The organism is Pseudomonas sp. BNK-45 (assembly GCF_047456255.1).
In the GTDB taxonomy this organism is placed as follows: domain Bacteria; phylum Pseudomonadota; class Gammaproteobacteria; order Pseudomonadales; family Pseudomonadaceae; genus Aquipseudomonas.
The window spans coordinates 4,089,270-4,112,054 of sequence record NZ_CP179909.1 but is presented as its reverse complement, the minus strand read 5'-3'; the positions used below and the strand labels follow the sequence as shown (position 1 = coordinate 4,112,054).

At 64.5% G+C, this 22,785-nt stretch carries 20 protein-coding genes; 8 read left to right on the top strand and 12 right to left on the bottom strand.

Annotation, left to right across the window (positions count from 1 at the left end):
* Positions 1 to 61: 61 nt before the first annotated feature.
* The gene (gene nhaB / locus ACMGG8_RS18905) at positions 62 to 1,564 is read left to right on the top strand and encodes a sodium/proton antiporter NhaB (protein WP_108543855.1); all 1,503 of its coding nucleotides are present in this window, start codon (positions 62 to 64) and stop codon (positions 1,562 to 1,564) included.
* A 92-nt stretch (positions 1,565 to 1,656) separates the two neighbouring features.
* Here nhaB and ACMGG8_RS18900 read toward each other — a convergent pair whose 3' ends face one another.
* From ACMGG8_RS18900 to gnd, 3 genes are read right to left on the bottom strand one after another with little or no spacing between them, the layout of a single operon-like run.
* Positions 1,657 to 2,478 carry a Cof-type HAD-IIB family hydrolase gene (locus ACMGG8_RS18900; RefSeq protein ID WP_414158140.1) on the bottom strand — a complete coding sequence of 274 codons (822 nt, stop codon included), beginning with the start codon at positions 2,476 to 2,478 and terminating at the stop codon, positions 1,657 to 1,659.
* Positions 2,475 to 3,992 carry a glucose-6-phosphate dehydrogenase gene (gene zwf / locus ACMGG8_RS18895; protein WP_060839397.1) on the bottom strand — a complete coding sequence of 506 codons (1,518 nt, stop codon included), beginning with the start codon at positions 3,990 to 3,992 and terminating at the stop codon, positions 2,475 to 2,477. Before zwf ends, ACMGG8_RS18900 begins: the two co-directional genes overlap by 4 nt.
* Entirely contained in the window at positions 3,989 to 4,969 is a 981-nt protein-coding gene (gene gnd / locus ACMGG8_RS18890) for a phosphogluconate dehydrogenase (NAD(+)-dependent, decarboxylating) (protein WP_060839398.1), read from the bottom strand. The genes zwf and gnd overlap by 4 nt, the downstream gene beginning before the upstream one ends.
* Before the next feature lie 409 nt (positions 4,970 to 5,378).
* On the opposite strand from gnd, the gene ACMGG8_RS18885 reads away from it, so the two are divergent.
* From ACMGG8_RS18885 to ACMGG8_RS18865, 5 genes are all read left to right on the top strand, one after another.
* Positions 5,379 to 5,561 carry a DUF6026 family protein gene (locus tag ACMGG8_RS18885; protein WP_082729251.1) on the top strand — a complete coding sequence of 61 codons (183 nt, stop codon included), beginning with the start codon at positions 5,379 to 5,381 and terminating at the stop codon, positions 5,559 to 5,561.
* 229 nt (positions 5,562 to 5,790) lie between these two features.
* A complete protein-coding gene (locus ACMGG8_RS18880; protein WP_235760182.1) occupies positions 5,791 to 7,533 on the top strand; it encodes a phosphoethanolamine transferase CptA in 1,743 nt (580 codons plus the stop codon).
* A gap of 306 nt (positions 7,534 to 7,839) precedes the next feature.
* Positions 7,840 to 8,064 carry a hypothetical protein gene (locus ACMGG8_RS18875; protein WP_016963250.1) on the top strand — a complete coding sequence of 75 codons (225 nt, stop codon included), beginning with the start codon at positions 7,840 to 7,842 and terminating at the stop codon, positions 8,062 to 8,064.
* 320 nt (positions 8,065 to 8,384) lie between these two features.
* A complete protein-coding gene (locus tag ACMGG8_RS18870) occupies positions 8,385 to 9,059 on the top strand; it encodes a heavy metal response regulator transcription factor (RefSeq protein WP_414158139.1) in 675 nt (224 codons plus the stop codon).
* Positions 9,056 to 10,483, top strand: coding sequence for a heavy metal sensor histidine kinase (locus tag ACMGG8_RS18865; protein WP_414158138.1), 1,428 nt, complete (start codon positions 9,056 to 9,058; stop codon positions 10,481 to 10,483). The genes ACMGG8_RS18870 and ACMGG8_RS18865 overlap by 4 nt, the downstream gene beginning before the upstream one ends.
* On the opposite strand, the gene chrA is transcribed toward ACMGG8_RS18865, so the two are convergent.
* The 8 genes from chrA to ACMGG8_RS18825 form a co-directional block, all read right to left on the bottom strand.
* Complete coding sequence (gene chrA / locus ACMGG8_RS18860) at positions 10,480 to 11,673, bottom strand: chromate efflux transporter (RefSeq protein WP_414158137.1); 1,194 nt, start codon at positions 11,671 to 11,673, stop codon at positions 10,480 to 10,482. The genes ACMGG8_RS18865 and chrA overlap by 4 nt on opposite strands.
* Complete coding sequence (locus tag ACMGG8_RS18855; RefSeq protein ID WP_414158136.1) at positions 11,673 to 12,164, bottom strand: GNAT family N-acetyltransferase; 492 nt, start codon at positions 12,162 to 12,164, stop codon at positions 11,673 to 11,675. Before ACMGG8_RS18855 ends, chrA begins: the two co-directional genes overlap by 1 nt.
* Positions 12,165 to 12,322: 158 nt before the next feature.
* A complete protein-coding gene (gene zapE, locus ACMGG8_RS18850; protein ID WP_108543867.1) occupies positions 12,323 to 13,450 on the bottom strand; it encodes a cell division protein ZapE in 1,128 nt (375 codons plus the stop codon).
* 171 nt (positions 13,451 to 13,621) lie between these two features.
* A complete protein-coding gene (locus ACMGG8_RS18845; RefSeq protein WP_108543869.1) occupies positions 13,622 to 13,951 on the bottom strand; it encodes a ketosteroid isomerase in 330 nt (109 codons plus the stop codon).
* A 52-nt stretch (positions 13,952 to 14,003) separates the two neighbouring features.
* Positions 14,004 to 14,720, bottom strand: coding sequence for a helix-turn-helix transcriptional regulator (locus ACMGG8_RS18840; protein ID WP_060843659.1), 717 nt, complete (start codon positions 14,718 to 14,720; stop codon positions 14,004 to 14,006).
* Positions 14,721 to 14,954: 234 nt separating this feature from the next.
* Positions 14,955 to 17,432, bottom strand: coding sequence for a TonB-dependent siderophore receptor (locus tag ACMGG8_RS18835; RefSeq protein ID WP_414159954.1), 2,478 nt, complete (start codon positions 17,430 to 17,432; stop codon positions 14,955 to 14,957).
* 122 nt (positions 17,433 to 17,554) lie between these two features.
* On the bottom strand, positions 17,555 to 18,508 hold the full coding sequence (locus ACMGG8_RS18830; RefSeq protein WP_060839408.1) for a FecR family protein: 954 nt from the start codon (positions 18,506 to 18,508) through the stop codon (positions 17,555 to 17,557).
* The gene (locus ACMGG8_RS18825; protein WP_060839409.1) at positions 18,501 to 19,013 is read right to left on the bottom strand and encodes an RNA polymerase sigma factor; all 513 of its coding nucleotides are present in this window, start codon (positions 19,011 to 19,013) and stop codon (positions 18,501 to 18,503) included. Before ACMGG8_RS18825 ends, ACMGG8_RS18830 begins: the two co-directional genes overlap by 8 nt.
* Before the next feature lie 258 nt (positions 19,014 to 19,271).
* Between ACMGG8_RS18825 and ACMGG8_RS18820 the strand changes: the two genes are divergently transcribed.
* Together ACMGG8_RS18820 and ACMGG8_RS18815 are read left to right on the top strand one after the other, a co-directional pair.
* A complete protein-coding gene (locus tag ACMGG8_RS18820) occupies positions 19,272 to 20,711 on the top strand; it encodes a nucleobase:cation symporter-2 family protein (protein WP_060839410.1) in 1,440 nt (479 codons plus the stop codon).
* A 150-nt stretch (positions 20,712 to 20,861) separates the two neighbouring features.
* Positions 20,862 to 21,323, top strand: coding sequence for an LEA type 2 family protein (locus ACMGG8_RS18815; RefSeq protein WP_060839411.1), 462 nt, complete (start codon positions 20,862 to 20,864; stop codon positions 21,321 to 21,323).
* Between the two features lie 176 nt (positions 21,324 to 21,499).
* On the opposite strand, the gene glsB is transcribed toward ACMGG8_RS18815, so the two are convergent.
* The gene (gene glsB / locus ACMGG8_RS18810) at positions 21,500 to 22,408 is read right to left on the bottom strand and encodes a glutaminase B (protein WP_414158135.1); all 909 of its coding nucleotides are present in this window, start codon (positions 22,406 to 22,408) and stop codon (positions 21,500 to 21,502) included.
* Between the last annotated feature and the right edge of the window lie 377 nt (positions 22,409 to 22,785).

The following is a 22,785-nucleotide window of genomic DNA, read 5'->3' as shown; positions in this document are numbered from 1 at the left end:
ATTCTTGATTCTCAATTCGCCATGCGGCAAGTTGCGCGCTTCTCAACACAAGGAGCAGCCCATGTCCGGCTCAATGGCCCAGGCGTTTGCGCACAATTTTCTCGGCCAGTCCCCACGTTGGTACAAGGCCAGCATCCTCGCCTTCCTGCTGCTCAATCCCCTGCTCTACTTCTGGGTCAGCCCGGCGGCGGCCGGATGGTGCCTGGTGATCGAGTTCATCTTCACCCTGGCCATGGCCCTCAAGTGCTACCCCTTGATGCCCGGCGGCCTGCTGCTGGTGGAGGCGCTGCTGCTGGGCATGGCCACGCCCCAGGCCCTGTATGACGAACTGGTGCACAACTTCCCGGTGATCCTGCTGCTGATGTTCATGGTGGCCGGCATCTATTTCATGAAGGAACTGCTGCTGTTCCTGTTCTCCCGGCTACTGCTGGGGGTGCGCTCCAAGGCGCTGCTGGGCTTGCTGTTCTGCTTTCTGTCGGCCTTTCTCTCGGCCTTTCTCGACGCCCTGACGGTCACCGCGGTGATCATCAGCGCCGCCGTGGGCTTCTACTCGGTGTACCACCGTGTGGCCTCCGGCAATGACCCGCGCCAGGACAGCGCCTTTGGCGACGACCAGCACCTGCCGACCCTGCATCACGACGACCTGCAGCAGTTCCGTGCCTTTCTGCGCAGCCTGTTGATGCACGGCGCCGTGGGCACGGCCCTGGGCGGCGTGTGCACCCTGGTGGGTGAACCGCAGAACCTGTTGATCGGCCACGAGATGGGCTGGCACTTCGCCGAGTTCTTCAGCAAGGTGGCGCCGGTGTCCCTGCCGGTGCTGGCGGCGGGGCTGGCGACCTGCGTGCTGCTGGAAAAACTGCGCTGGTTCGGTTACGGCACCCTGCTGCCGGACAACGTGCGCCGGGTGCTGGCCAACTACGCCGCCGAAGACGATGCCCAGCGCAGCGCGCGGCAACGGGCAGCCCTGCTGGTGCAGGGGCTGGCGGCCTTGATCCTGATTGTCGGCCTGGCCCTGCATGTGGCCGAAGTCGGGCTGATCGGGCTGTTGGTGATCGTGCTGATCACCGCCTTCACCGGGATTACCGATGAGCACCGGCTGGGCAACGCCTTCAAGGACGCCATGCCCTTCACCGCCCTGCTGGTAGTGTTCTTTGCCGTGGTCGCAGTGATTCACCAGCAGCAACTGTTCGTGCCGCTGATCCAGTGGGTGCTGGCGCTGCCGCAGGAGCAGCAACCGGGCATGCTGTTCATCGCCAATGGCCTGCTGTCGGCGATCAGTGACAACGTGTTCGTCGCCACCATCTACATCACCGAAGTGAAACGGGCCTTCGTCGCCGGACAGATGAGCCGCGAACACTTCGAGACCCTGGCGATCGCCATCAACACCGGCACCAACCTGCCCAGCGTGGCCACGCCCAACGGCCAGGCGGCGTTCCTGTTCCTGCTGACGTCGGCGATTGCGCCGCTGGTTCGCCTGTCCTACGGCCGCATGGTGTGGATGGCCCTGCCCTACACCGTGGTCATGGGCCTGCTGGGCTGGTACGCGGTGAGCTACTGGCTGTAGGCATTGCCGCGCCGCCTCGGGGCTGGACGTTGCGGCGCGCTTGAATCGATAGCAGCAAGCCCGTGGCCCGGCGCAACGCCCGGCCATGCTCCTCAGCGCAGGAGGATGTAGCGCTCGATGGCCTCGGCAGCGCCGTCTTCCAGGTTGCTGCCGGTGATCACATCCGCCTGGCGCTTGACCTGCTCCTGCGCCTGGCCCATGGCAATCGACAGGCCGGCACGCTGGAACATCGCCGGGTCGTTGCCGCCATCCCCCAGCGCCGCGGTGCGCTGCAACGGCACGCCCAGATACTCGGCCAGGGTGGCCAGGGCCTGGCCCTTGTCCGCCTGCAGGGCGGTGACATCAAGGAACCTGGGTTGGGAACGGGACGCCTGGGCCTGCCCGGCGGTGCTTGCATGCAAGCGAGCCTCCAGCTCCACCAGCAACCGATGGTCGCTGCTGGCGGCCACGATCTTGTCGATGCGCGGCAGGTACTCCTCGAAACTGTCCACCACTTTCGGCCCAAAGCCCAGCGCCTGGCACTCCAGGGGCATGAGGGCGCCATCGAGGTGGCGCAGCAGCCATTGGTTGTCGGCGAACACCCAAGTCTCGATCTGCGGGAACGCTTCGAACAGCAGCAAGGCGCTCACCGCCGCTGGCACCGGCACATGATGGCGAACCAGAAAGCGGCCATCGGGCCTGACGATGCTGCCGCCATTGAACCCCGCTGTCGGCAGGTCCACGCCCAGGGCCTCGATCTGCTGCTGCATGGCCCGCGGCGGTCGGCCGGTGGCCAGGCTGAACGCCACCCCGGCCTCGCGCAAGGCGCGAACGGCATCGAGGGTGCGGGGGCTGATGCTGTGGTCGGGACGCAACAGGGTGCCGTCCATGTCACTGAGCAGGAACTGGATCGGCGGCGCCTTGGAGACACTCATCCGAGGGGGCGCCAGACCCGGCCGTCCCGCGCCAGCAGCTCGTCGCCGGCCGCCGGGCCATCGGTGCCGGCGGGATAAGGCTGCACGCTGGCGTCCTGCTTCCAGGCATCGAGAAAGGGCTGTACCGCACGCCAGCCGTTCTCGATGTTGTCGGCGCGCTGAAACAGGGTCTGGTCGCCGATCAGGCAGTCATAGATCAGCGTCTCGTAGCCGGTGGACGGTTGCATTTCGAAGAAATCGCGGTAGGCAAAGCCCAACTCGATATTGGCCATGTCCAGGCTCGGCCCGGGACGCTTGGCCAGCAGATCGAACCATACGCCCTCATTGGGCTGGATCTGGATCAGCAGGTAGGTCGGCGACAGGCGCTCGACCTCGGTGTCACGGAATTGCGCATAAGGCGCCGGCTTGAAGCAAATGACGATCTCGGTGTCGCGCACGCTCATGCGCTTGCCGGTACGCAGGTAGAACGGCACCCCGACCCAGCGCCAGTTGTCGATCATCACCTTCAGCGCGACATAGGTTTCGGTATTGCTGTCCGGCGCCACATTGGCCTCGTCGCGATAACCCGGCACCGGCTTGCCGTCCGCCACGGCGGCACTGTACTGACCGCGCACCGAGTTGGCCCGGGCCTCTTCCAGGGACCAGGGGCGGATCGCCCCCACGACCTTGGCCTTCTCGCCGCGCACCGCGTCGGCGCCAAAGGCTGCCGGGGGCTCCATCGCCACCATCGCCAACAGCTGGAACAGGTGATTGGGCACCATGTCCCGCAGGGCGCCGGTGTGTTCATAAAAGCTGCCACGGGTTTCGACACCGACGGTTTCCGCCGCGGTGATCTGCACGTGGTCGATGTAATGATTGTTCCAGAACGCTTCGAACAGGCTGTTGGAGAACCGGCTGACCAGAATGTTCTGCACGGTTTCCTTGCCCAGGTAATGGTCGATGCGATAGATCTGCTTTTCGCTCATGACCTTGAGCAGGCAGGCGTTGAGGGCTTCGGCGGTCTGCAGGTCGGAGCCGAAGGGCTTCTCGATCACCACCCGGCGAAAGCCGTCCTCCCGTTCCTCCAGCAGCCCCGCCGCCCCCAGCCGCTGCACCACTTCACCAAAGAAGCGCGGCGCGGTGGCCAGGTAGAACACCGCATTGCCGGTGCCGCTGGCGGCAATCCGTGCTGCCAGCTCGACATAGGTGGAATCGTCGAGGAAATCGCCCTGGACGTAGCGGATGCCCCGGGTCAGGCGGGCCCAGACAGCAGCGTCCACCGACGCCCCCTGGCCTTGTTTGTTCAGCACTTCATCGCGAAGGAAGTCTTCCAGCAGCGTGGCGAACTCGGCGTCGCTCACCGCATTGTGGTCGACGCCGACAATCCGCAGTCCCTCATCCAGCAAGCCGTCGCGGCTCAGGTTGTACAGCGCCGGGGTCAACAGGCGCTTGACCAGATCGCCGCGGGCACCGAACAGGAACAGCGTGGTCGGCGGCGCCGGCAACGCCTTGGACTTCTTTCGCGTGGCGGTCATTTCTTCCCGCTCTCCACATGGCCGCCAAAGCCGAAGCGCATGGCCGAGAGCAGTTTGTCGCCGTAGGTGCCCTGGCCGCGGGAGCGGTAGCGGGAGAACAGCGAGTTGGACAGCACCGGCACCGGCACCGCCTGCTCCATGGCCGCTTCGATGGTCCAGCGCCCTTCGCCGCTGTCGGCCACGGAACCGGAAAAGCCTTCGAGTTTCGGATCGCCGGCCAGGGCATCGGCGGTCAGGTCCAGGAGCCAGGACGACACCACGCTGCCACGACGCCAGACTTCGGCGATGTCCGCCACGTTCAGGTCAAAACGCTGATCCTGCGGCAGGATGTCCGACGACTTGGTCTTGAGAATGTCGAAGCCCTCGGCAAAGGCCTGCATCATCCCGTACTCGATGCCGTTGTGGATCATCTTGACGAAGTGTCCGGCACCGGCGGGACCGGCGTGGATGTAGCCGCGCTCGGCACGGTCGTCAGCGGCGACCCGATCCTTGGTCCGTGGAATCGAACCCAGGCCCGGGGCCAGGGCCGCGAACAGCGGATCCAGGCGCAGCACCTCATCGGCGTCGCCGCCGATCATCATGCAGTAGCCGCGCTCCAGGCCCCAGACGCCGCCGGAGGTGCCGACGTCGATGTACTTCAGGCCCTTTTGCGCCAGATCGCGGGCGCGACGGATGTCGTCCTTATAGTAGGTGTTGCCGCCGTCGATGATGACGTCACCCGGTTCCAGCAACTGGCTGAGGGTGTCGATGGTGTCTTCGGTGGGTTCGCCGGCGGGCAGCATGACCCAGACGGCGCGGGGTTTTTCCAGGCCGGCCACCAGGGCCGGCAGATCGGCGACGCCCTTGGCGCCTTCGGCGGCCAGGGTGCTGACGAACTCGGTGTTGCGGTCAAAGACTACGGTTTCGTGCCCATTGAGCATCAGGCGCCGTGCAATGTTACCGCCCATGCGGCCCAGTCCAATAATCCCCAGTTGCATGTGCTGATGCTCCTACTGCAAAAAATTCAGATCAAAAAATGTATAGCCCAATGGGCCGGTACCCACTTCAAGGGGCGCAACTATACAAGGCAAGACGCTCCAAGACAGCGCAATCTTCAGACAAAAGCGCAGTTTTTGCGGCCACCTGCGCTCAACGCGACGTGCCCGGGCCCAGTTCCCGCCCCGGCGGGCGGGCAACGAGTGAAGATTAGTCCAGGCACCCGGGGCGAAGTTTCGCAGAGCCCGGGGGAATAACGACAGAAAACCACGGCAAGACACAGCGACCCCGAAAAATAAAAAAGTTCCCATTATCCGAAAAAGAAATAAAATCGCCGCCTGCGACAGCGCTCCACGCCCGGCATGGGCAGAGCACAGCATAGTTGAGGCACACCATTTGCGAGGTGAAGCAATGGGCACAGTACAACCGGCACGACCTGCACAAACCCTTTATGTGACCATTCGTCGCGACGAATTGCGTCAGCTCAAGGAGCAACGCGACCAGTTGCAACAAGAGGTCGCACAACTGCGCCGGATGTTGCAGGCCCAGGCTCAAGGCCCTGTCGCCGAGCTGCACCTTCCCTCCGCGAGCTGAACTCGCCCCTCGACGCAGGCCCGGCCTGCGCTATCTGTCCAACGGCGCATGCGCCGAACAGCCGTGACTGCCACGGCTTCCCAGACAAAAATCCCACGTCGGCCTCACGAACTTTTCACACTTGGCATTCGATACTCCAGGCCATTGTGGCCGTCTTGTTACCGACGGCGGGCTTCATTTGCGGCGCGACACCTGCGCCCAATGATCTTGGAATTGTGGGGAGCACTGAATGGCTTTGTTCAAACGCAGTACGACGTCTGCGGCAGGTTTCGACTGGATGGGCCTGCTCTGGCTGTTCCTGTTCTTCTGGTATTTCTCCGGCATCACTCAACTGCTGATCCAGCTGACCGACACCTCCGGCTTCGCCGGTTTCCGCCAGGCGTTCTTCATGAGTGCCATCTGGCTGGCGCCGATGCTGCTGTTCCCGGCACGCACCAAAGTCATGGCCGCGGTGATCGGTGTGGTGCTCTGGGCCTGTTCCATGGCCAGCCTGGGCTACTTCTTCATCTACCAACAGGAGTTCTCGCAAAGCGTCATTTTCATCATGTTCGAGTCCAACCCCTCGGAAGCCGGTGAATACCTGACCCAGTACTTTGCCTGGTGGATGGTTGCGGCCTTCCTGGCCCACACGGCCTTTGCCATCTTCCTCTGGACCCGCCTGCGCCCGGTCTACCTGCCCCGGGGCCAGGCACTGGTCGCCGCCGCGGCGATCCTGGTGGCGATTGTCGGCTACCCCTTGGTCAAGCAGATCTCGCGCGCGGACACCCTGGCCGACGGCCTGGAAAAGTTCGAAACCCGCATCGAGCCGGCAGTGCCATGGCAGATGGTGGTCGCCTATCGCCGCTACCGTCAGCAACTGGACGGCATGCAAGGCATGCTCGACAGCGTCAGCAAGATCCCGCCCCTGACCAACCTCAAGGACAGCATGGCCAACCAGCCGGCCACCCTGGTGCTGGTGATCGGTGAATCCACCAACCGCCAGCGCATGAGCCTGTACGGCTACCCGCGCCAGACCACTCCGGAGCTGGACAAGCTCAAGGACCAGCTGGCGGTGTTCAACAACGTCATCACCCCGCGTCCCTATACCATCGAGGCCTTGCAACAGGTACTGACCTTCGCCGATGAAGAAAACCCCGACCTGTATCTCAAGACCCCCTCCCTGGTCAGCGTGATGAAGCAGGCCGGCTACAAGACCTACTGGATCACCAACCAGCAGACCATGACCAAGCGCAACACCATGCTCACCACCTTCTCTGAACAGGCGGACGAGCAGGTTTACCTGAACAACAACCGCAACCAGAACGCCCGCCAGTACGATGGCGACGTCCTGGAGCCCTTCTCCAAGGCCCTGGCCGACAGCGCCCCGCGCAAATTCATCGTGGTGCACCTGCTGGGCACCCACATGAGCTACCAGTACCGCTACCCGCCGACCTTTGAAAAATTCACCGATCGCCAGGGCGTGCCGGCCGGCGTGCACGACGACCAGGTGCCGACCTACAACAGCTATGACAACGCCGTGCTGTACAACGACTTCGTGGTGTCCAGCCTGATCAAGGACTACGCCAAGACCGACCCCAACGGCTTCCTGCTGTACCTGTCGGACCACGGCGAAGACGTCTTCGACTCTGCCGGCCACGACACCCTGGGACGCAACGAAGGCAAGCCCACCGCGCCGATGTACACCATTCCGTTCATGGCCTGGGCCTCGCCGAAATGGCGCGAAACCCATGACTGGAACTTTGCTTCCGACCTCAGCCGGCCCTACATCAGCTCCCAGCTGGTGCATACCTGGGCCGAACTGGCCGGCCTGAGCTTCGATCAGCTGGACCCTAGCCGCAGCCTGATCAGCGACAGCTTCAAGCCTCGTCCCCTGCTGATTGGCAACCCCTACTCGCGCCAGAGCAAGCCGCTGATCGACTTCAGCCTGATGAAGCCCAAGCCGCCGACCGACGCCGCCGTGGTGCAGCAGTAAGAATCCACACCGGGGGCCGCAACGGCCCCCATCCGCGCCAATACGCAACAGCCCTTCCCCCTTCCCCCTGCCCCGTAGAAGCCTGCTGGTCGACGAAAGCGCCAGCGCCCGCCCTGATCAATGCCTCTGTCGGCACAGCGGCTCATAGCGGCCTGCACTTGGCAACGGACACATGTTGTCAACAATGCAATTGTGCATTCAGGCTGACGTTAACCCTCACTTAATACACTTCGCTGAAACTTGCCCCATCACTTCTTGTACAGGGACGAAACAAGTGACCGAACACTCTTAAGTAGGAAACGCAGTATGAAACTTTCAACTTTGGTATTTAGCGGTTTGATCCTAGCCACTTCCAGTGCAGCCTTTGCCGAAGGCGGAGCCGAGCATATGCAACGCTTCTACGAGAACTTCCGGGTCAATCAGCAACAGATTCACGGCGATAAGAACCAGAACCTCGCCAAGACCGAGCAAGACAAGGCCGGTACTCACTATTCCGCGCCGGACGCCAAGAAACAACAGCCCGACGCTTGATCCATGTTCAACGCAATACCCACTCTGGACATTGTGCTCCTGTGACAGAGATGGACGTTTGGCGCCCTGTTGGGCGCCTTTTTTATATCCGCTTAAAACAACTTTCTGTCACCACAATGACCCCTGCATTACAACTCTGTCATCTGCCACTGCGCGCGTGCCGATTGAATTAGGATGCCTGCGTCCGATCACACGCCATTCATCGAACCAGCGGCTAATCATCTGAATTAATTGATTATTTCTGTTGACCCTATAGCTACTGCAGGCTTCATCCTCCCCCTCATTCGATACTTCCCAAGCACTTTGAAGAGAATCCGGCAATGCGCATCCTGGTGGTTGAAGACGAACCCAAAACAGCGGACTACTTGCACCAAGGCCTGAGTGAAAGTGGTTATGTGGTCGATCGCGCCAACAATGGCGTGGACGGTTTGCACCTGATTCAACAGCAGCCTTACGAGTTGGTCATCCTGGATATAAACCTGCCGGGCAAAGATGGTTGGCAAGTGTTGCAAGATATGCGCGGACAATCTCAGGCACGGGTCATGATGTTGACCGCTCGCGGTCGTCTGGAAGACAAGGTCAAGGGATTGGACATGGGCGCCGATGATTATCTGGTCAAACCCTTTCAGTTTCCCGAGTTGTTGGCACGGGTGCGCACCCTGATACGGCGCGCTGAACCTGCAGCCCCTTCGCAAGTATTGCAAGTGGCCGATCTGCAACTTGATCCGCGACGTCATCGGGCTTATCGCGGCGATCGGCGTATTGACCTGACCACCAAGGAATTCACCCTGCTACATGTATTGATGCGTCATTCGGGGGAAGTACTGACCCGCACGCAAATCATTTCCCTGGTCTGGGACATGAACTTCGACTGCGACACCAACGTGGTGGAAGTGTCCATCAGCCGCCTGCGGGCCAAGATCGACGAAGCCCACGAGGTGCGGTTGATCCACACCCTGCGCGGTGTCGGTTATGTCCTGGAAGTGCGCCGATGAAAACCCCGCCCGCCCCCGCCAGCAATAGCAGCCTGTCCATGCGCCTGGGGCTGACCGTCAGCCTGATGGGGGCGGCGCTGGTGCTGCTGCTGGCGAGCCTGGCCTACCTGGCCCTGAGCCACGAGCTGGACAACCTGGCGCGCAAGGGCCTGGACAGCAAGCTGGAACAGATCCGCCACAGCCTGACCAGCGACCTCAAGAGCAGCGACCTGGCCGCCCGCCCCCACTCCCTGCTGGACCTGGTGCTGGGCCACGACAACCTGCAATTGAGCATCCTGGGCAGCGACCCGCTGGCCGAGCCCCTGCTCAATGTCGGCGGCGATCTGCAGCAATCGCTGCCCGAGGCCCTGAAGAAGGTGCCCGACAGCGGTTACTTCGACTGGCGCGACCACCGCGGCACCCAGTTGCTCGGCGCCGCCCGAGCGATGAGCCTGCGCAACGGCGAACAGGTGCGGGTGATCCTGAGCCTGGACCGCAGCAACGATCAGGCCCTGCTCAGCGCCTATCTGCGCTCCACGGTGATTGCCCTGCCGCTGTTGCTGCTGCTGATCGGCATCGGCGCCTGGCGCCTGGTGCAGCGCGGCCTGCTGCCCCTGCAGCAGTTCACCCGGGTGGCCGCCAAGGTCACCACCCAGGACCTGACCCATCGCTTGAACCTGGAGCGGTTGCCCCGGGAACTGGCGGAACTGGGCCAGGGCTTCAACGTCATGCTGCACCGCCTGGATGGCGGGGTGCAGCGCCTGTCGCAGTTCTCCGACGACCTGGCCCATGAACTGCGCTCGCCCATCAGCAACCTGATGGGCAAGGCCCAGGTGACCCTGTCCCGGGAACGCCCGCCGGAGGAATACAAGGCCGTGCTGGAATCGAGCATCGAGGAACTGGAGCGGGTCACCCGGATCGTCGCCGACATGCTGTTCCTGGCCCAGGTCAGCCAGCCGGCCTCCCAGGCCCGCTTCACCCGGGTATCCCTGGCCGAGGAGGCACGCCGGGTCATGGACCTGTTCGCCCTCAGTGCCGAGGACAAGCAGCTGGCACTTGAGTTGAGCGGCGACGCCTGGGTGCAGGGCGATCGCCTGATGATCCAGCGGGCGATTTCCAACCTGCTGTCCAATGCCATTCGCCATTGCCCGGAACAGGGACGGATCACCCTGCGGATCGAACGCCAACTGCAGGACGTCAGCCTGGCCGTGGGCAACCCGGGAGCGGGCATCGCCGCCTGCCACCTGCCCCATCTGTTCGAGCGCTTCTACCGGGTCGACAGCAGCCGCACCCGGGCCGAAGGCGGGACCGGACTGGGCCTGGCGATCGTTCGCTCAATCATGAACCTGCATCAAGGACGCACCGAGGTCGCCAGCGATCCACAGCACCTCACCGAGTTCCGCCTGGTGTTCCCCAAGCCCGATCCGGCCTTGCACGATGCCTAGAGCAGCCAGCCGCCCAGCGCCGCCCCCAGCAGCACCAAGGCCCAGGGCGGTACCCGGCCGCTGCGCAGCATCACCAGGGCCAGCAGCACCGCCAGCAGTTCTGTGGGCCCGGTCACGCTGCTGGTCCCCAGCGGTTGGTACAGCGCGGCCGCCAGTAACCCCACCACCGCGGCATTGACCCCGGCCAGCGCCGCCTGGATGCGCCGACGTTGGCGCAAGGTCTGCCAGAAAGGCAGCACGCCGATCACCAGCAAAAAACCCGGCAAGAAGATCGCCAACAGACAGATCAGGGCCCCGGACCAACCGTCGATGGCCGCCCCGATGAACGCAGCGACACTGAACAACGGCCCCGGCACCGCCTGGGCGCTGGCATAGCCGGTCATGAACAGGGGATCGCTGATCCAGCCGGACTCCACGACCTGACTCTGCAACAGCGGCAACACCACATGCCCGCCGCCAAAGACCAGGGCGCCGATGCGATAGAACGCGTCGAACAGGCGCAGCCAGGTGTGTGGCCACAGCGCCGACAGCCAGGGCAGCACCAGCAATAGCAAGGCAGCCACCGCCAGTAGCAGCGCACCCAGGCGCCGACTGCCCCAGGGGGCGAGCGCATCGACCTCGGTCCGGGCGGCCGGGGTGATCAGCACACCCCCCACCAGCGCCGCCAGCAGCATCACCAGCAACTGTCCGCTCAGGCCCGGCCAGCGCAGCACCAGCCACGCGGCGAGCAGGGCAATGGCGATACGCAAGGCACCACGACACAGGCTGCGGGCCATTCCCCAAAGCGCCAGGGCGACCACGGCGACCGCCACAATCTGCAAGCCCTTGAGCACCCCGGGAGGCACCCCACTGCCGATTCCCAGCGCCAGCAAGGCCAGGGCCAGCGCCGACGGCAAGGTGAAACCGAGCCAGGCGCACAAGGCACCGGGCAGGCCCGCCCGCGACACCCCCAGGACAATGCCGACCTTGCTGCTGGCCGGTCCCGGAAGAAACTGGCACAGGGCGACCAGCTCGGCGTAGGCCGCCTCCCCCAGCCAGTGGCGGCGCTGGACGAACTCCTGACGGAAATACCCCAGGTGCGCCACCGGCCCACCGAACGACGTCAGCCCCAGGCGCAGGAACATCAGGAAAATCTGCCAGGGACTTTCCCTGGACGCGCAAGGCTCGGACGCCGGGCTGACAGCGGACATTACAAGATTTTACTCCAGAACAGCATGCGGCCATGGGCCGGATCGAGCCTGGCGTCGGCGAAACCGCAGGCCTGGTAGGCCGCCTGAGCCCGGGCATTGCCCTCCAGCACCTCCAGGGTGATCTTGCAGCAGCCCCGTTGCCGGGCGATGTCCTCGACCTTCTGCAGCATCCGCCGGCTCAGGCCCTGACCGCGAAAGCCGTCGAGCACCAGCACATCGTGGACATTCACCAGGGGCCGACAGGCAAAGGTGGAAAAACCCTCGAAGCAGTTCACCAGCCCCACCGGCTGGCCCCCGGCAAAGGCCAGCACACTGAACGCCTGAGGCCGCTTGGCCAGTTCCGCCGGCAGTTGCCGGAGCAGGTCCTGCTCCAGGGGCCGACCACCCCCCATGGGGTCCTCGGCATAGTGGTTGAGCAGTACCCCTATGGCTTCGGCATGCACCGGATTGCTGTAGCTAGCTTGCAGCACCACGACATCGGCAACGTCCATGTTCATCCTCGATCAACGCATTGGAAGAGAGCGCTCAGGGCTCGGGCAGCCTGGATTGTAGGCCGGTGGATTTGACCAAACGAAGATATTCCCGCCACTTGCCAGAGAAAAATCCTAGGCAATGGAAACGACTCGCATCAGCGGCAAGCACTTCCCAGTCAAGCACCCGGCTGCCGGGCAAAACGCTGCAACTGCATCTCCCGCAGGCGGCTGAGGGTGCGGCGGAAGGCAAACTCCAGGTAGCCCTCGGTGTACAGCTGCTCCATCGGCACCCGGGCCTCCAGGTACAGCGGCACTCCACGGTCGTAGCATTCGTCCACCAGGGCGATGAAGCGCCGCACGCTGTCGTCGTGGATCGACAGTTGCGGCAGTTCCCGATCGCCCGCCGCCACCCGCTGGGCCCCATCCTCGGTGCCCCGGGCAATGCGCCCCGGACGTTGCCGGGCACTGAGATTGGGCACCTCGCTGAGGAGGATCGCCCGGTAGCGGTCGCACAGGGCCATGAAATCCATGGCCGAGAACGGCTGCTCGCAAAGGTCGGCAAAGCGGCACCAGATCACCGTCGTCGCCGCCTTGACCACCGATACCGTTCGATAGCCGATCAGCAGCGGTTCGCTGGACACCGCCTGCCCCGCACTCAACTCGCGAAACAGCGGTTCCAGGGCACTGGGCTGGCCCTCGACGCTCAGCCAATAGCGCTGCGTGGCGGCGCCGGGGTGCAGGCGGTGGTCCTGCTCGCCGTCCACCGCCAGCACCTGCAGGTGCTGGCGGATGGCGTCGATGGCCGGCAGGAAGCGCTCGCGATTGAAGCCATCGGCATACAACTGTTCGGGGGGCTGGTTGGAGGTGCAGACCATCACCACCCCCTGTTCGAACATCACCTGGAACAGGCGCCCGAGAATGATCGCATCGCCGATGTCGTTGACGAACAACTCATCGAAACACAGCACCCGCACCTCTTCGGCAAGCTCCCGGGCCAGGGCCTGCAAGGGATCGGCGGTGCCGGTGAGCTGGAACGAGCGCTGGTGCACCCAGCCCATGAAGTGATGAAAATGCTGACGCCGGGCCGGCACCCTGAGGCTCTGGTAGAACTGATCCATGAGCCAGGTCTTGCCGCGCCCGACCGCGCCCCACAGATAAACCCCCTGCACCGGCTTGCGCCCCTGATGCAGCGCCTCATGACATTGCTGCAAGGCTTGCACCGCACGCGCCTGGGCGGGATCGGCGACAAAGCCGTCCTGCTCCAGGGCATGCCGGTAAGCGCTCATGGGGGAATCGAATGGCATGGGCCGCTGGCCTCCTGGCAAAGAGCCGCAGTATGCCATCACCCGCCGCGCCGGGCCTGATCCGTGGCCGCCGCCAAACCCGCGAGCGGCGCCAGGGAGCGCCAGGGCCTGGGCCGCGCCCAGGCCCTTTGCGCCCCTGCCGGCCGTTGGCGGCCTGCGGCCGCGGCTGCATCAGCGCGAGATGTCCAGGCGCTCGATGCGGCCCTGGTCGTCCAGGCGGAAGGTGTGGCGCAACGCCTGGGGGCTGCCGGGGAAATCACCGCACACCCGGCTGTCGAGCAAGATCTTTCCGGTACGCTGCTGAACCCCGAGGACTTCCAGGCGACGCGCGCCTGCGCCCATCCAGCGGGCAATCTGCTGGGGCCCCACGCAGTGCTCACGCTCATCGAAAATCTGCGCCCGGGCAGCGAAGATCGACGCCACCCGCGTACTGTCGCCGCTGTTGACCGCCGCGACATAAGCGACGATGGCCGGGGCCAGGGAAGGGTCTGTGGCCGACATGACAAAAGCTCCTTGCTGTTGAATGAGGACGCCATGCTAAAGCCCCCTTGCGTCATTTCCTGTCAGCAGTGAATCGACCCTGCTCATCGCTCTGCAGGCGTTTGCGCCAGGCTCGCAGCCAGTCGCTGCGCCGCCCCGGATACAGCTCGCCCTGCTCCTGGGCGGCGGCGATGCGGTCGGTGCGAAAGGTCCGGTAATCACCCCGCAGCTCGCACCAGGCCACGATCACCCGGGCCTCGTTGAGAAAACCCAGCGCCAGCGGCCAGATCAGCCGCTGGCTGGGGGTGCGGTTGACGTCGGCATAGTCGATCAACAGCTTGGCCTGATGACGGATCGCCTGGCGAAACACGTTGAGCGACACCGGGTTGTCCGGAAAGCCCCAGCCCGCCGGGCCCGGCAGCAGGGTCGGGTTGCGCAAGGCATCCTGGGCCGCCGGGGCCAGCACCGCGGCGATCTTGGCCATGGCGTCGGCGGCGACCTTGCTCAGCACCTCGTCGCCACGCTGATCGACGTAACGCAGGCCCAACACCACGGCCTCGGTTTCATCGGCATTGAGCATCAACGGCGGCAGGAACAGTCCGCTGCGCAGCACATAGCCGATGCCGGCCTCGCCGTAGATCGGCGCGCCGAGGGAGGTCAGCTCGGCAATGTCGCGGTACAGGGTGCGCTCGGACACCTCCAGCTCCGCCGCCAGGGTAGCGGCGGTAACGGGACGGCTCTTGCCTCGCAGCATCTGCAACAGGGTGAGTAAACGGCTGGCTCGCGACACCTTGGACGGACTCCGGAAAAAAACACCGGCGCAGATTACCAAAGCCTCCTGACAGTTTCTGTCAGGAGGCTGAATGCTGGCGGGGGATTGTGTTGCCGCTGCCGCAGGCTGCGAACGCCCCCGGGGACGCAGGATCCCGGCCGCCCTCCAAGGGCCGGCCGGGGATCGCCAAACAAGGCCCCGCGGGACTAGACGCTGCCTCGCCGGGGCCCGGCAGCGGCGACCGCAGCAGCGTCAGTAGGCCATGGTCCAGGTCAGGGTGTAGGTGCGGCCACGGCCCTGGTAGTCATAGAGGTAGTCCGGGCCGTAGGTCGGCGAATAGAACAGCTTGGCGCGCTGGCCCCAGACCGTGCTGTATTGCTTGTCCAGAAGGTTCTGGATGCCGCCGCTGAAGGTGCCGAAGGCTGTGTCGTGGCTGCCCAGCAGGTCGAAGGTGGTGTAGCCGTCGATGGTGTTGGGCGCATCGACGCTGTGGGTGGCGTCGATCTGCCTGACCGCATCGTCCTTGAGGCTGAAGGCGTGGTTGCCCTGCAGGCGCACACTGCTGCTGTCGTCCTTCCAGCCGACGAAGGCGGTCAACTTGGACAGGGATGCATAACGGGCGTCGCGCTTCTTCCAGCCGCCGTTCTTGCCCTCCTCCTCGGAACGCACCGCGTGCAGGGTGCCCCCGAGCTCCCAGCCGTTCTGCAGGTGCCGGGTCAGGGCGCTCTCGAAACCGTAGTCGCGGCTCTTCTGATCCTTGACGTCGATGGTCAGGGTGGCCTGGTCGGTGGTGATCACCTTATCCGACCAGATGTAGTACAGCGCCGCCTGGGCGTCCCAGTCGCTGTCAGAAAAACGCCAGCCGGTTTCCACCTGGCGGCTCTTGATCCCGGCCAGCGGGTTGTCGTCGACGCTCAGCCCCGGCTTGCCGTAGAACTTGGCCGGGTCCGGCAGATCGAAGCCCTCGCCGTAGTTGACCCACAGCTGATGGCCGTTCTTGAAGTCATAGATGCTGCCCAGGTTGTAGAGGTTGACCGCATAGTCGTTGCTGCCCCCAGGCACGTTCTTGAACTGGTCGACATCCACGTCCATCTGCTGGCGCCGGTAGCCGCCGGACACCGTCAGGTTGTCGGTGGCGTGCCAGTCCAGCTGGGCGTAGCCGGACAGGCCGTCGACCCGGTAGCTGGGATAGCGCGGCGCCTTGCTCTGGGTCACCAGGTCGAGGCCGCCGCTGCCCGAGGACAGGCCCTGGTCGAAGGTGCTCTGTTCGGCGTTGAAACGCTCCCGGTCCAGGTCCACGCCGTAGGTCAGCTTGAACGCTTCGAACTCCTTGGCGAACAGCGCCTTGAGGCTGGTGACCTCGAAGTTCTGCTGCGAAGCGGCGAAATACACGCCCTTGGAACCTGCCGGGCTGCCGCTGTTGTAGTAGGGAAACGGGAAGAAGTTGTCGTCTTCCTTGCGGTACGAGGCCTGCAGGTAGAAGTCCTGGCCCAGCACGTCGCTGTGGTGGTAGTTGGCGTTGAGCAGCAGGCGCTTGGTGCGCGGTTCCAGGTCCGTGGAGTAGCCGCTGCGCAGCTCGGCGTCCTCCAGGTTGGACGGCGCCTTGTACCTGAGGTTGGGGAAGTAGATCCCGGTGCTGCCGTGGTTGCCCGAGTCGTAGTACTGGGCCAGCAGGTCCAGGCTCTGCTCCTCGTTGAACTGCAGGGCCAGGCTGCCCATCAGGTCCAGGGTGCGGTTGTACTGCAGGTCGGTCTGGGTGTTGTCGATGAAGATCTGCTGGCCGGCGCCGTCATAGAACGCCCGATTCTGCTCCCCCGCCACCGCCAGCCGGCCGCTGATGGCGTCGTTGCCGCCACTCACCGACTGAGCGATGCGGGTGGTCAGGTCGTCGCTGTTGTTGAAGCCGCTGCTGGCGCCCAGTTGCGTCTCGAAACGCGCCGGGCCCGGCTCGCCTTTCTTGGTGACGATGTTGATGATGCCGCCGGTGGCGCCGCCGCCGTAGATGGCGCTGGCCCCGGACAGCACTTCAACCCGCTCGACGTTGAACGGCGAAATGCTGTCGAACTGACGGGACAGGCCCCGGGAGCTGTTCTGGCTGACCCCGTCGATCATCACCAGGACGTTGCGCCCACGCATGTTCTGGCCATAGTTGGTGCGCCCTTCCGGCGCCAGATCGAGGCCCGGCACCAGCTTGCCGATGGCTTCCTTGAGGCTGACCCCAGTGCTCAACTGCTCGCGCAGCTGGCTCTGCTCCACCACCCACACCGTGCCGGGGATCTCGCTGATCGCGGCGCTGGTGCGCGAGGCCACGCTGACCTGGGTCGGCTTGAGGTCCAGGCTTGCAGCCGGAGCCGCCGCGCGGCGCAGGATCACGGTGCGGCCATCGCTGAACGACCAGCTCATGCCGCTGCCGGCCAGCAGGCTGTGCAGGGCCTGGGCCAGGGTCAGTTCTCCGTTGAGCGCGGTGGATTGCAGGCCCGCGACATCGCTGGTGGTGTACAGCAGGCGCACATCGGCCTGGTCGGCGAAGCGGGTCAGCGCCTGGTCCAGTGGCTGGGCCGGCAGGTTCAGCGAAACCCGACGCGCTTCGGCAGCGCTGGCCTGGGTGAGTGTGGCGGCCTCGTCGGCCAGCGCCAGAACCGGGCTCAAGGCTCCGGCGAACAGCGCATGAGCCAGTAATGTGCGGCGCATGATGTGTTGACCGCGCCCCAGTGTCGACAGCTTGAACATAGCTTTCACGTGTTCCTTCCCAGCCGGTTGAAATGACGTCAATGAGAATGATTTTCTTCTCAGTCTCACTACGACGATTTCCCGCAGCGGAACTTGCAGTGCACCGGGCAAAAAAATTTGCCTCAGTGCAACAGCGCCAGCCAGGGCAGGTAGGTGACGTGCAGCGGATAGCGCTGCTGCAAGGCGTTGAGCGAGCCGCGCGGGTCGTTCAGGTCGAACACCCCGCTGATCGGCAGGGCCGCCAATGGGCCATCGGAAATCAGGATGCGCCCATGCTGGTAGCGCTCCAGTTCAGCGATCACCTCCCCCAGCGGCCGACCGTTGAAGATCAGCTTGCCGCGCTGCCAGGCGGTCAGGCTGGCAGCATCCACGCGCTGCTGGGCCAGCAGCGGCTGGCCGGCCCGGTATTGCAGGCGCTGGTCGGCCTGGAGCAGCACCGGCGCGTGGTCGCCGCTGAACTGCACCTGGCCCTCGCGCACCACCACCGTCAGTTGCTCGCCCTCGCGGCGCACGCTGAAGGCACCGGCAGCGCCTTGCAGTTGCTGAGCCTGGGCCTGGACCACGAACGGTCGCTGCGGGTCGGCCAGCGGTTCGAACAACGCCTCGCCCGCGCGCAGGATCACCCGGCGCTCGTCCAGCGAATAGGCCACCGACAACGCACTGCCACTGTTGAGGGTGACCCGGGAGCCATCCGCCAGGGTGATGCGCTGTTGCTGGCCGACCCCGGTGTGGTAGTCCGAGCTCAAGGCCGGCCACTGCTGCCAGCCGATACCAGCACCCACTGCCAGCAGCAGCGAAGCCGCCAGGGCCGGCCAGAAGCGCCGCGGCCGGCGCGCCACCGGCGCCTGATGCTGCTGCGCGGCCTCGGTGTGCCCCAGATCGCCCCACAACTGTTGGGCCTCGGCAGCAGCCGCGGCGTGCGCCGGGCTGCGCTGGCGCCACTGCTGGAACGCCAGGCGCTGGGCTGGCGTGGCGTGGCCGGAATGCAGCAGCACCAGCCAGTCGATGGCGGCGTCTTCCAGGTTTTCGGGGTGGTCGGTCATGGCGTCGGCAGCCGCTGGCAGGGAATTATTCATGGTGGACCTTCAGCCAATCGCGGCAATGGCGCAGGGCCTGGCCGATGTATTTTGCCACCATGCTTTCGGAAACACCCAGGCGCACGGCGATCTGCGCCTGGGTCAGGCCTTCCAGACGATTGAGCAGCAAGGCCTGGCGGGCGTTGTCCGAGAGCTGCGCCAGGGCCTGGTCGAGCAGCGCCAGGCGCTCCTTGGCCAGCAGCACCGCTTCCGGCGCCGGGGCCGGGTCCACCGCGTCATTGTGTGGTTCGCCGTCGCTGAGGTTGGCCGCCAGGCGCTGCTCGCGGCGCAGGGTGTCGATGGCCAGGTTGCCGGCCACGCGGAAGATGAAGCGGCGATCGTCGTGCACCTCCAGCGTCTGCTGGTCGACCTTGAGCAGCTTGAGGTAGGTTTCCTGGGCCACGTCCGCCGCCCGCTGGCGATCGCTCATGCGCCGGGTGAGAAACTTCAGCAGGTCGTTGTAATGCTCTTGAAAGCTGCGCAGCAGGCTGGGGGTGGGCAGCATCGGAAGGCGGTCCGCGGATCGGGGAGGCGGATTATTCCACAAAGGCAAATGAGAAACAGTATCTTTCGTATCTCTGGCAAATTGCCTTTATCCACCGGCCTGCCCTTCTGACAGCGGCGCCTTTCTGGCATCCTGCGCCTCCTTTTTTCTGACCGGGTGCGCAAGTCTTGTCCATGCCATGGCTGTGCGGCCCAAGTCCCGTCCACTTTCCGACGTGTGTTCCCGTTGTTTGCACACGCCACTGGCAGGCCTTTTACCATGACCGCACCTGATCGTTCCCCGCCCCGCTACACGTCCGACCTGATCTACGGCCTCGACGACCGTCCGCACTTCAGCGCGGCGATCTTCGCCGCCCTGCAGCATGTGCTGGCCAGCTTTGTCGGCATCATCAGCCCGACCCTGATCTTCGGCGGCGTGCTGGGCCTGGAAAGCGAGCTGCCCTACCTGATCAGCATGGCGCTGTTCGTCTCGGGCCTGGGCACCTTCGTCCAGGCCCGGCGCCTGGGGCCGATCGGTTCCGGCCTGCTGTGCGTGCAGGGCACCAGCTTTTCCTTTATCAGCGTGCTGCTCAGCGCCGGCTTCATGGTCAAGGGCCGGGGCGGCAGCACCGACGACATCCTCTCCACCATCTTCGGCATCTGTTTTGTCGCGGCCTTTATCGAGATGTTCCTCAGCCAGTTCATCGGCAAGCTGCGCAAGCTGATCACCCCGGTGGTGACCGGCACCATCATCACCCTGATGGGCCTGTCGCTGATCAAGGTGGCGGTCACCGACATGGCCGGCGGCTACGGCGCCAGCGACCTGGGCGCGGCGAGCAACCTGGGCCTGGCGGCATTGGTGCTGCTGACCATCGTGATACTCAACCGTTTCAACCATCCGATGCTGCGCCTGGGCTCGATCGTCATCGGCCTGACCCTGGGCTTCGTGGTGGCCTGGATGCTTGGCCGGGTGGACCTGGCGGCCCTGCCCGAGGTGCCGCTGGTGAGCGTGCCGGTGCCGTTCAAGTACGGCTTTTCCTTCGACCTGATTGCCTTTATTCCCCTGGCGGTGATCTTCCTGATTTCGCCCCTGGAGGCGGCCGGCGACCTGACCGCCAACTCGATGATTTCCCAGCAGCCGGTCAAGGGCCCGCTGTACATCAAGCGCATCAAGTCCGGGCTGCTGGCGGACGGTTTCAACTCGGCGGTGGCGGCGGTGTTCAACAGCCTGCCGATGGTGACCTTTGCCCAGAACAACGGGGTGATCCAACTGACCGGCGTGGCCAGCCGCTACGTGGCCTACTTCATTGCCGGGCTGCTGGTGCTGCTGGGCCTGTTCCCGGTGATCGGCGCGGTGCTGCAACTGATGCCCAAGCCGGTGCTGGGCGGCGCCACCCTGATCATGTTCGGCACCGTGGCAGTGGCCGGGATCAAGATTCTCGCCGAGGCCGGGCTGCACCGGCGCAACGTGCTGATCGTGGCCATTTCCCTGGGCATGGGCCTGGGGGTGGCGGCGGTGCCGGAGGTGCTGCGCGAGCTGCCCAAGGCCCTGCACAACATCTTCGAGTCGCCGATCACCGTGGGGGCTTTCTGCGCGATCTTGCTCAACCTCTTCCTGCCGGAAGAATTCCTCGAACTGGAAGAGGATGAGTTCGACCCGGAAGCGGCGACCCTCAAGGTCATGCAAGACCCGGACATGAGCGCTAAAGCGAACTCCTGAGGCTGGCGGGCGTCTATGCTGCGTGCGCGGGTGTCGGGCTCTCGGCTTTGGATGTTGCAAGGCCCTGGGGGCCTTGTCGCAGCCTCGCAGGCTCGGCAGCGGCTACAAGGTGCCGGTCCGTCATTCATTTCCATTGTTGACAGGTATTGCATGCGTAGATTGATCGCCTTGACCCTGGTACTGCTCAGCCTCGGCGCCTGCGCGCTGTTGCCCAACCGCGATCCGCTGGCGATCAACGTGGTGGGCATCGAGCCGCTGCCGAGCCAGGACCTGGAAATGCGCTTTGCGGTGAAACTGCGCCTGCAGAACCCCAACGAAAGCCCCATCGACTACAACGGCGTGGCCCTGGACCTGGAGGTCAACGGCCGCCCGCTGGCCTCCGGGGTCAGCGACCAGCAGGGGCACATCGGCCGCTACTCGGAAGACATCCTGGTGATTCCGGTCAGCGTCTCGGCCTTTGCGGTGCTGCGCCAGACCCTGGGCCTGAGCCAGACCCAGAGCCTGGACAACCTGCCCTACGTGCTGCGCGGCAAGCTGGCCGGCGGGCTGTTCGGCACCCAGCGCTTCATCGATCGCGGGCAGATCAGCCTGAACAACCCCGGCGCCTGGTAAACCCTGGGCTCTGTACCAAAGGTTTTGCGACGAAGGTCAGGCAAGGCGAAAACGGTCGAGGAACGACCGGGGTCGCGTTCGACTTTACGGGTTGTCAATGAGCATTCCGATCAGACTCGCGCACGAGACTGTTTTCAACGCAGCATCACCGAGTATCAAGGCTGTTCGTACAAAGCCTAGAACACTGACCAACCTATGCGCTGGCTGAGCAGTTCCAGGGCCGCCATGCCCACCAGCGAGTTGCCGGCGGCGTTGAGTTCCGGCGACCACACGCACACCGTGAACTGCCCCGGCACCACGGCGACAATCCCCCCACCGACCCCGCTCTTGCCCGGCAGGCCAACTCGATAGGCGAAGTTGCCAGCCTCGTCGTACAGGCCGCTGGTGGCCATGATCGAGTTGACCTGCTGGGTCTGGCGCCGAGTGAGAGTCTGCTCGCCGCTGTGCTTGCAGAAGCCGTCGTTGGCCAGAAAGCAGAACGCCCGGGCCAGATCGACGCAGCTCATGCGCAGCGCGCAATGGCTGAAATAGTTGCGCAGCACCGCCTCGACATCGTTATGGAAGTTGCCGAAGGACTGCATCAGGTAGGCCATGGCCGCGTTGCGCGCCCGGTGCTGATATTCCGACTCCGCCACCCGGCCATCCACCAGCACCTGATGGTTGCCCGACAGGCGCCGGACGAAATCGCGCATGGACAAGGCCGGTGCGGCGAAACGCGACTGATTGATGTCGCAGATCACCAGGGCGCCGGCATTGATGAAGGGATTGCGCGGGCGGCCGCGCTCGAACTCCAGTTGCACCAGGGAGTTGAAGGGTTGTCCCGAGGGCTCGTGGCCCAGGCGTTCCCAGATCGCTTCGCCGGAATGGCCGATGGCCTGCACCAGGCTGAAGACCTTGGAAATGCTTTGCACCGAGAATGGCGTGTCGGCGTCACCGGCGCTGAATACCTGGCCATCGTTGCCATATACGGCAATCCCCAGCTGGTTGGCCGGCACGTCGGCCAGGGCCGGAATGTAGTTGGCGACCCGGCCTTGGCCGATCAGGGGGCGGACTTCATCGAGAATCTGGTTCAACAGGGCTTGCATGTTCAGGCTCATCATCACGGGCCCCGGTACGGCTGCGGGGCTATGGCTGCTAGACGCACGCCAGGCCCTGCGCAGCACACCCGAGTGCACATCCGCCGGCACTTTTGCCGGCGCTGGCAGGTCTGCGAAAGCACGCCAAGGCCCTGTACCGGTCTCCAGGCCCCCTTCGCCGGCAGGGCCCACGCCATCGCGCAGGTGCCGAGAGGCCAGCAACAGCGCGGCAGGCCCGGCACATGAAATCGAAATGCAATTGAGATTCGATCATTTCCAGCAATCACAAAACACGCTGTCGATGACCCGCATCAGCTTGAATTAAGGTTCAGGCGCTAGAATGGCCTCCGGTTACGCGCGAACAAAGCTGTCATATCCCGCTATAC

Coding starts and splice junctions, on each gene's coding strand:
- ACMGG8_RS18885 (WP_082729251.1), top strand. CDS start 5,379: ATGGGCACAGTACAACCGGCACGACCTGCACAAACCCTTTATGTGACC.
- zwf (WP_060839397.1), bottom strand. CDS start 3,992: ATGACCGCCACGCGAAAGAAGTCCAAGGCGTTGCCGGCGCCGCCGACC.
- ACMGG8_RS18855 (WP_414158136.1), bottom strand. CDS start 12,164: ATGGACGTTGCCGATGTCGTGGTGCTGCAAGCTAGCTACAGCAATCCG.
- ACMGG8_RS18825 (WP_060839409.1), bottom strand. CDS start 19,013: ATGCTGCCCACCCCCAGCCTGCTGCGCAGCTTTCAAGAGCATTACAAC.
- ACMGG8_RS18845 (WP_108543869.1), bottom strand. CDS start 13,951: ATGTCGGCCACAGACCCTTCCCTGGCCCCGGCCATCGTCGCTTATGTC.
- ACMGG8_RS18880 (WP_235760182.1), top strand. CDS start 5,791: ATGGCTTTGTTCAAACGCAGTACGACGTCTGCGGCAGGTTTCGACTGG.
- chrA (WP_414158137.1), bottom strand. CDS start 11,673: ATGTCCGCTGTCAGCCCGGCGTCCGAGCCTTGCGCGTCCAGGGAAAGT.
- ACMGG8_RS18815 (WP_060839411.1), top strand. CDS start 20,862: ATGCGTAGATTGATCGCCTTGACCCTGGTACTGCTCAGCCTCGGCGCC.
- ACMGG8_RS18835 (WP_414159954.1), bottom strand. CDS start 17,432: ATGTTCAAGCTGTCGACACTGGGGCGCGGTCAACACATCATGCGCCGC.
- ACMGG8_RS18830 (WP_060839408.1), bottom strand. CDS start 18,508: ATGAATAATTCCCTGCCAGCGGCTGCCGACGCCATGACCGACCACCCC.
- ACMGG8_RS18875 (WP_016963250.1), top strand. CDS start 7,840: ATGAAACTTTCAACTTTGGTATTTAGCGGTTTGATCCTAGCCACTTCC.
- gnd (WP_060839398.1), bottom strand. CDS start 4,969: ATGCAACTGGGGATTATTGGACTGGGCCGCATGGGCGGTAACATTGCA.
- ACMGG8_RS18870 (WP_414158139.1), top strand. CDS start 8,385: ATGCGCATCCTGGTGGTTGAAGACGAACCCAAAACAGCGGACTACTTG.
- ACMGG8_RS18820 (WP_060839410.1), top strand. CDS start 19,272: ATGACCGCACCTGATCGTTCCCCGCCCCGCTACACGTCCGACCTGATC.
- ACMGG8_RS18865 (WP_414158138.1), top strand. CDS start 9,056: ATGAAAACCCCGCCCGCCCCCGCCAGCAATAGCAGCCTGTCCATGCGC.
- glsB (WP_414158135.1), bottom strand. CDS start 22,408: ATGCAAGCCCTGTTGAACCAGATTCTCGATGAAGTCCGCCCCCTGATC.
- ACMGG8_RS18900 (WP_414158140.1), bottom strand. CDS start 2,478: ATGAGTGTCTCCAAGGCGCCGCCGATCCAGTTCCTGCTCAGTGACATG.
- zapE (WP_108543867.1), bottom strand. CDS start 13,450: ATGCCATTCGATTCCCCCATGAGCGCTTACCGGCATGCCCTGGAGCAG.
- nhaB (WP_108543855.1), top strand. CDS start 62: ATGTCCGGCTCAATGGCCCAGGCGTTTGCGCACAATTTTCTCGGCCAG.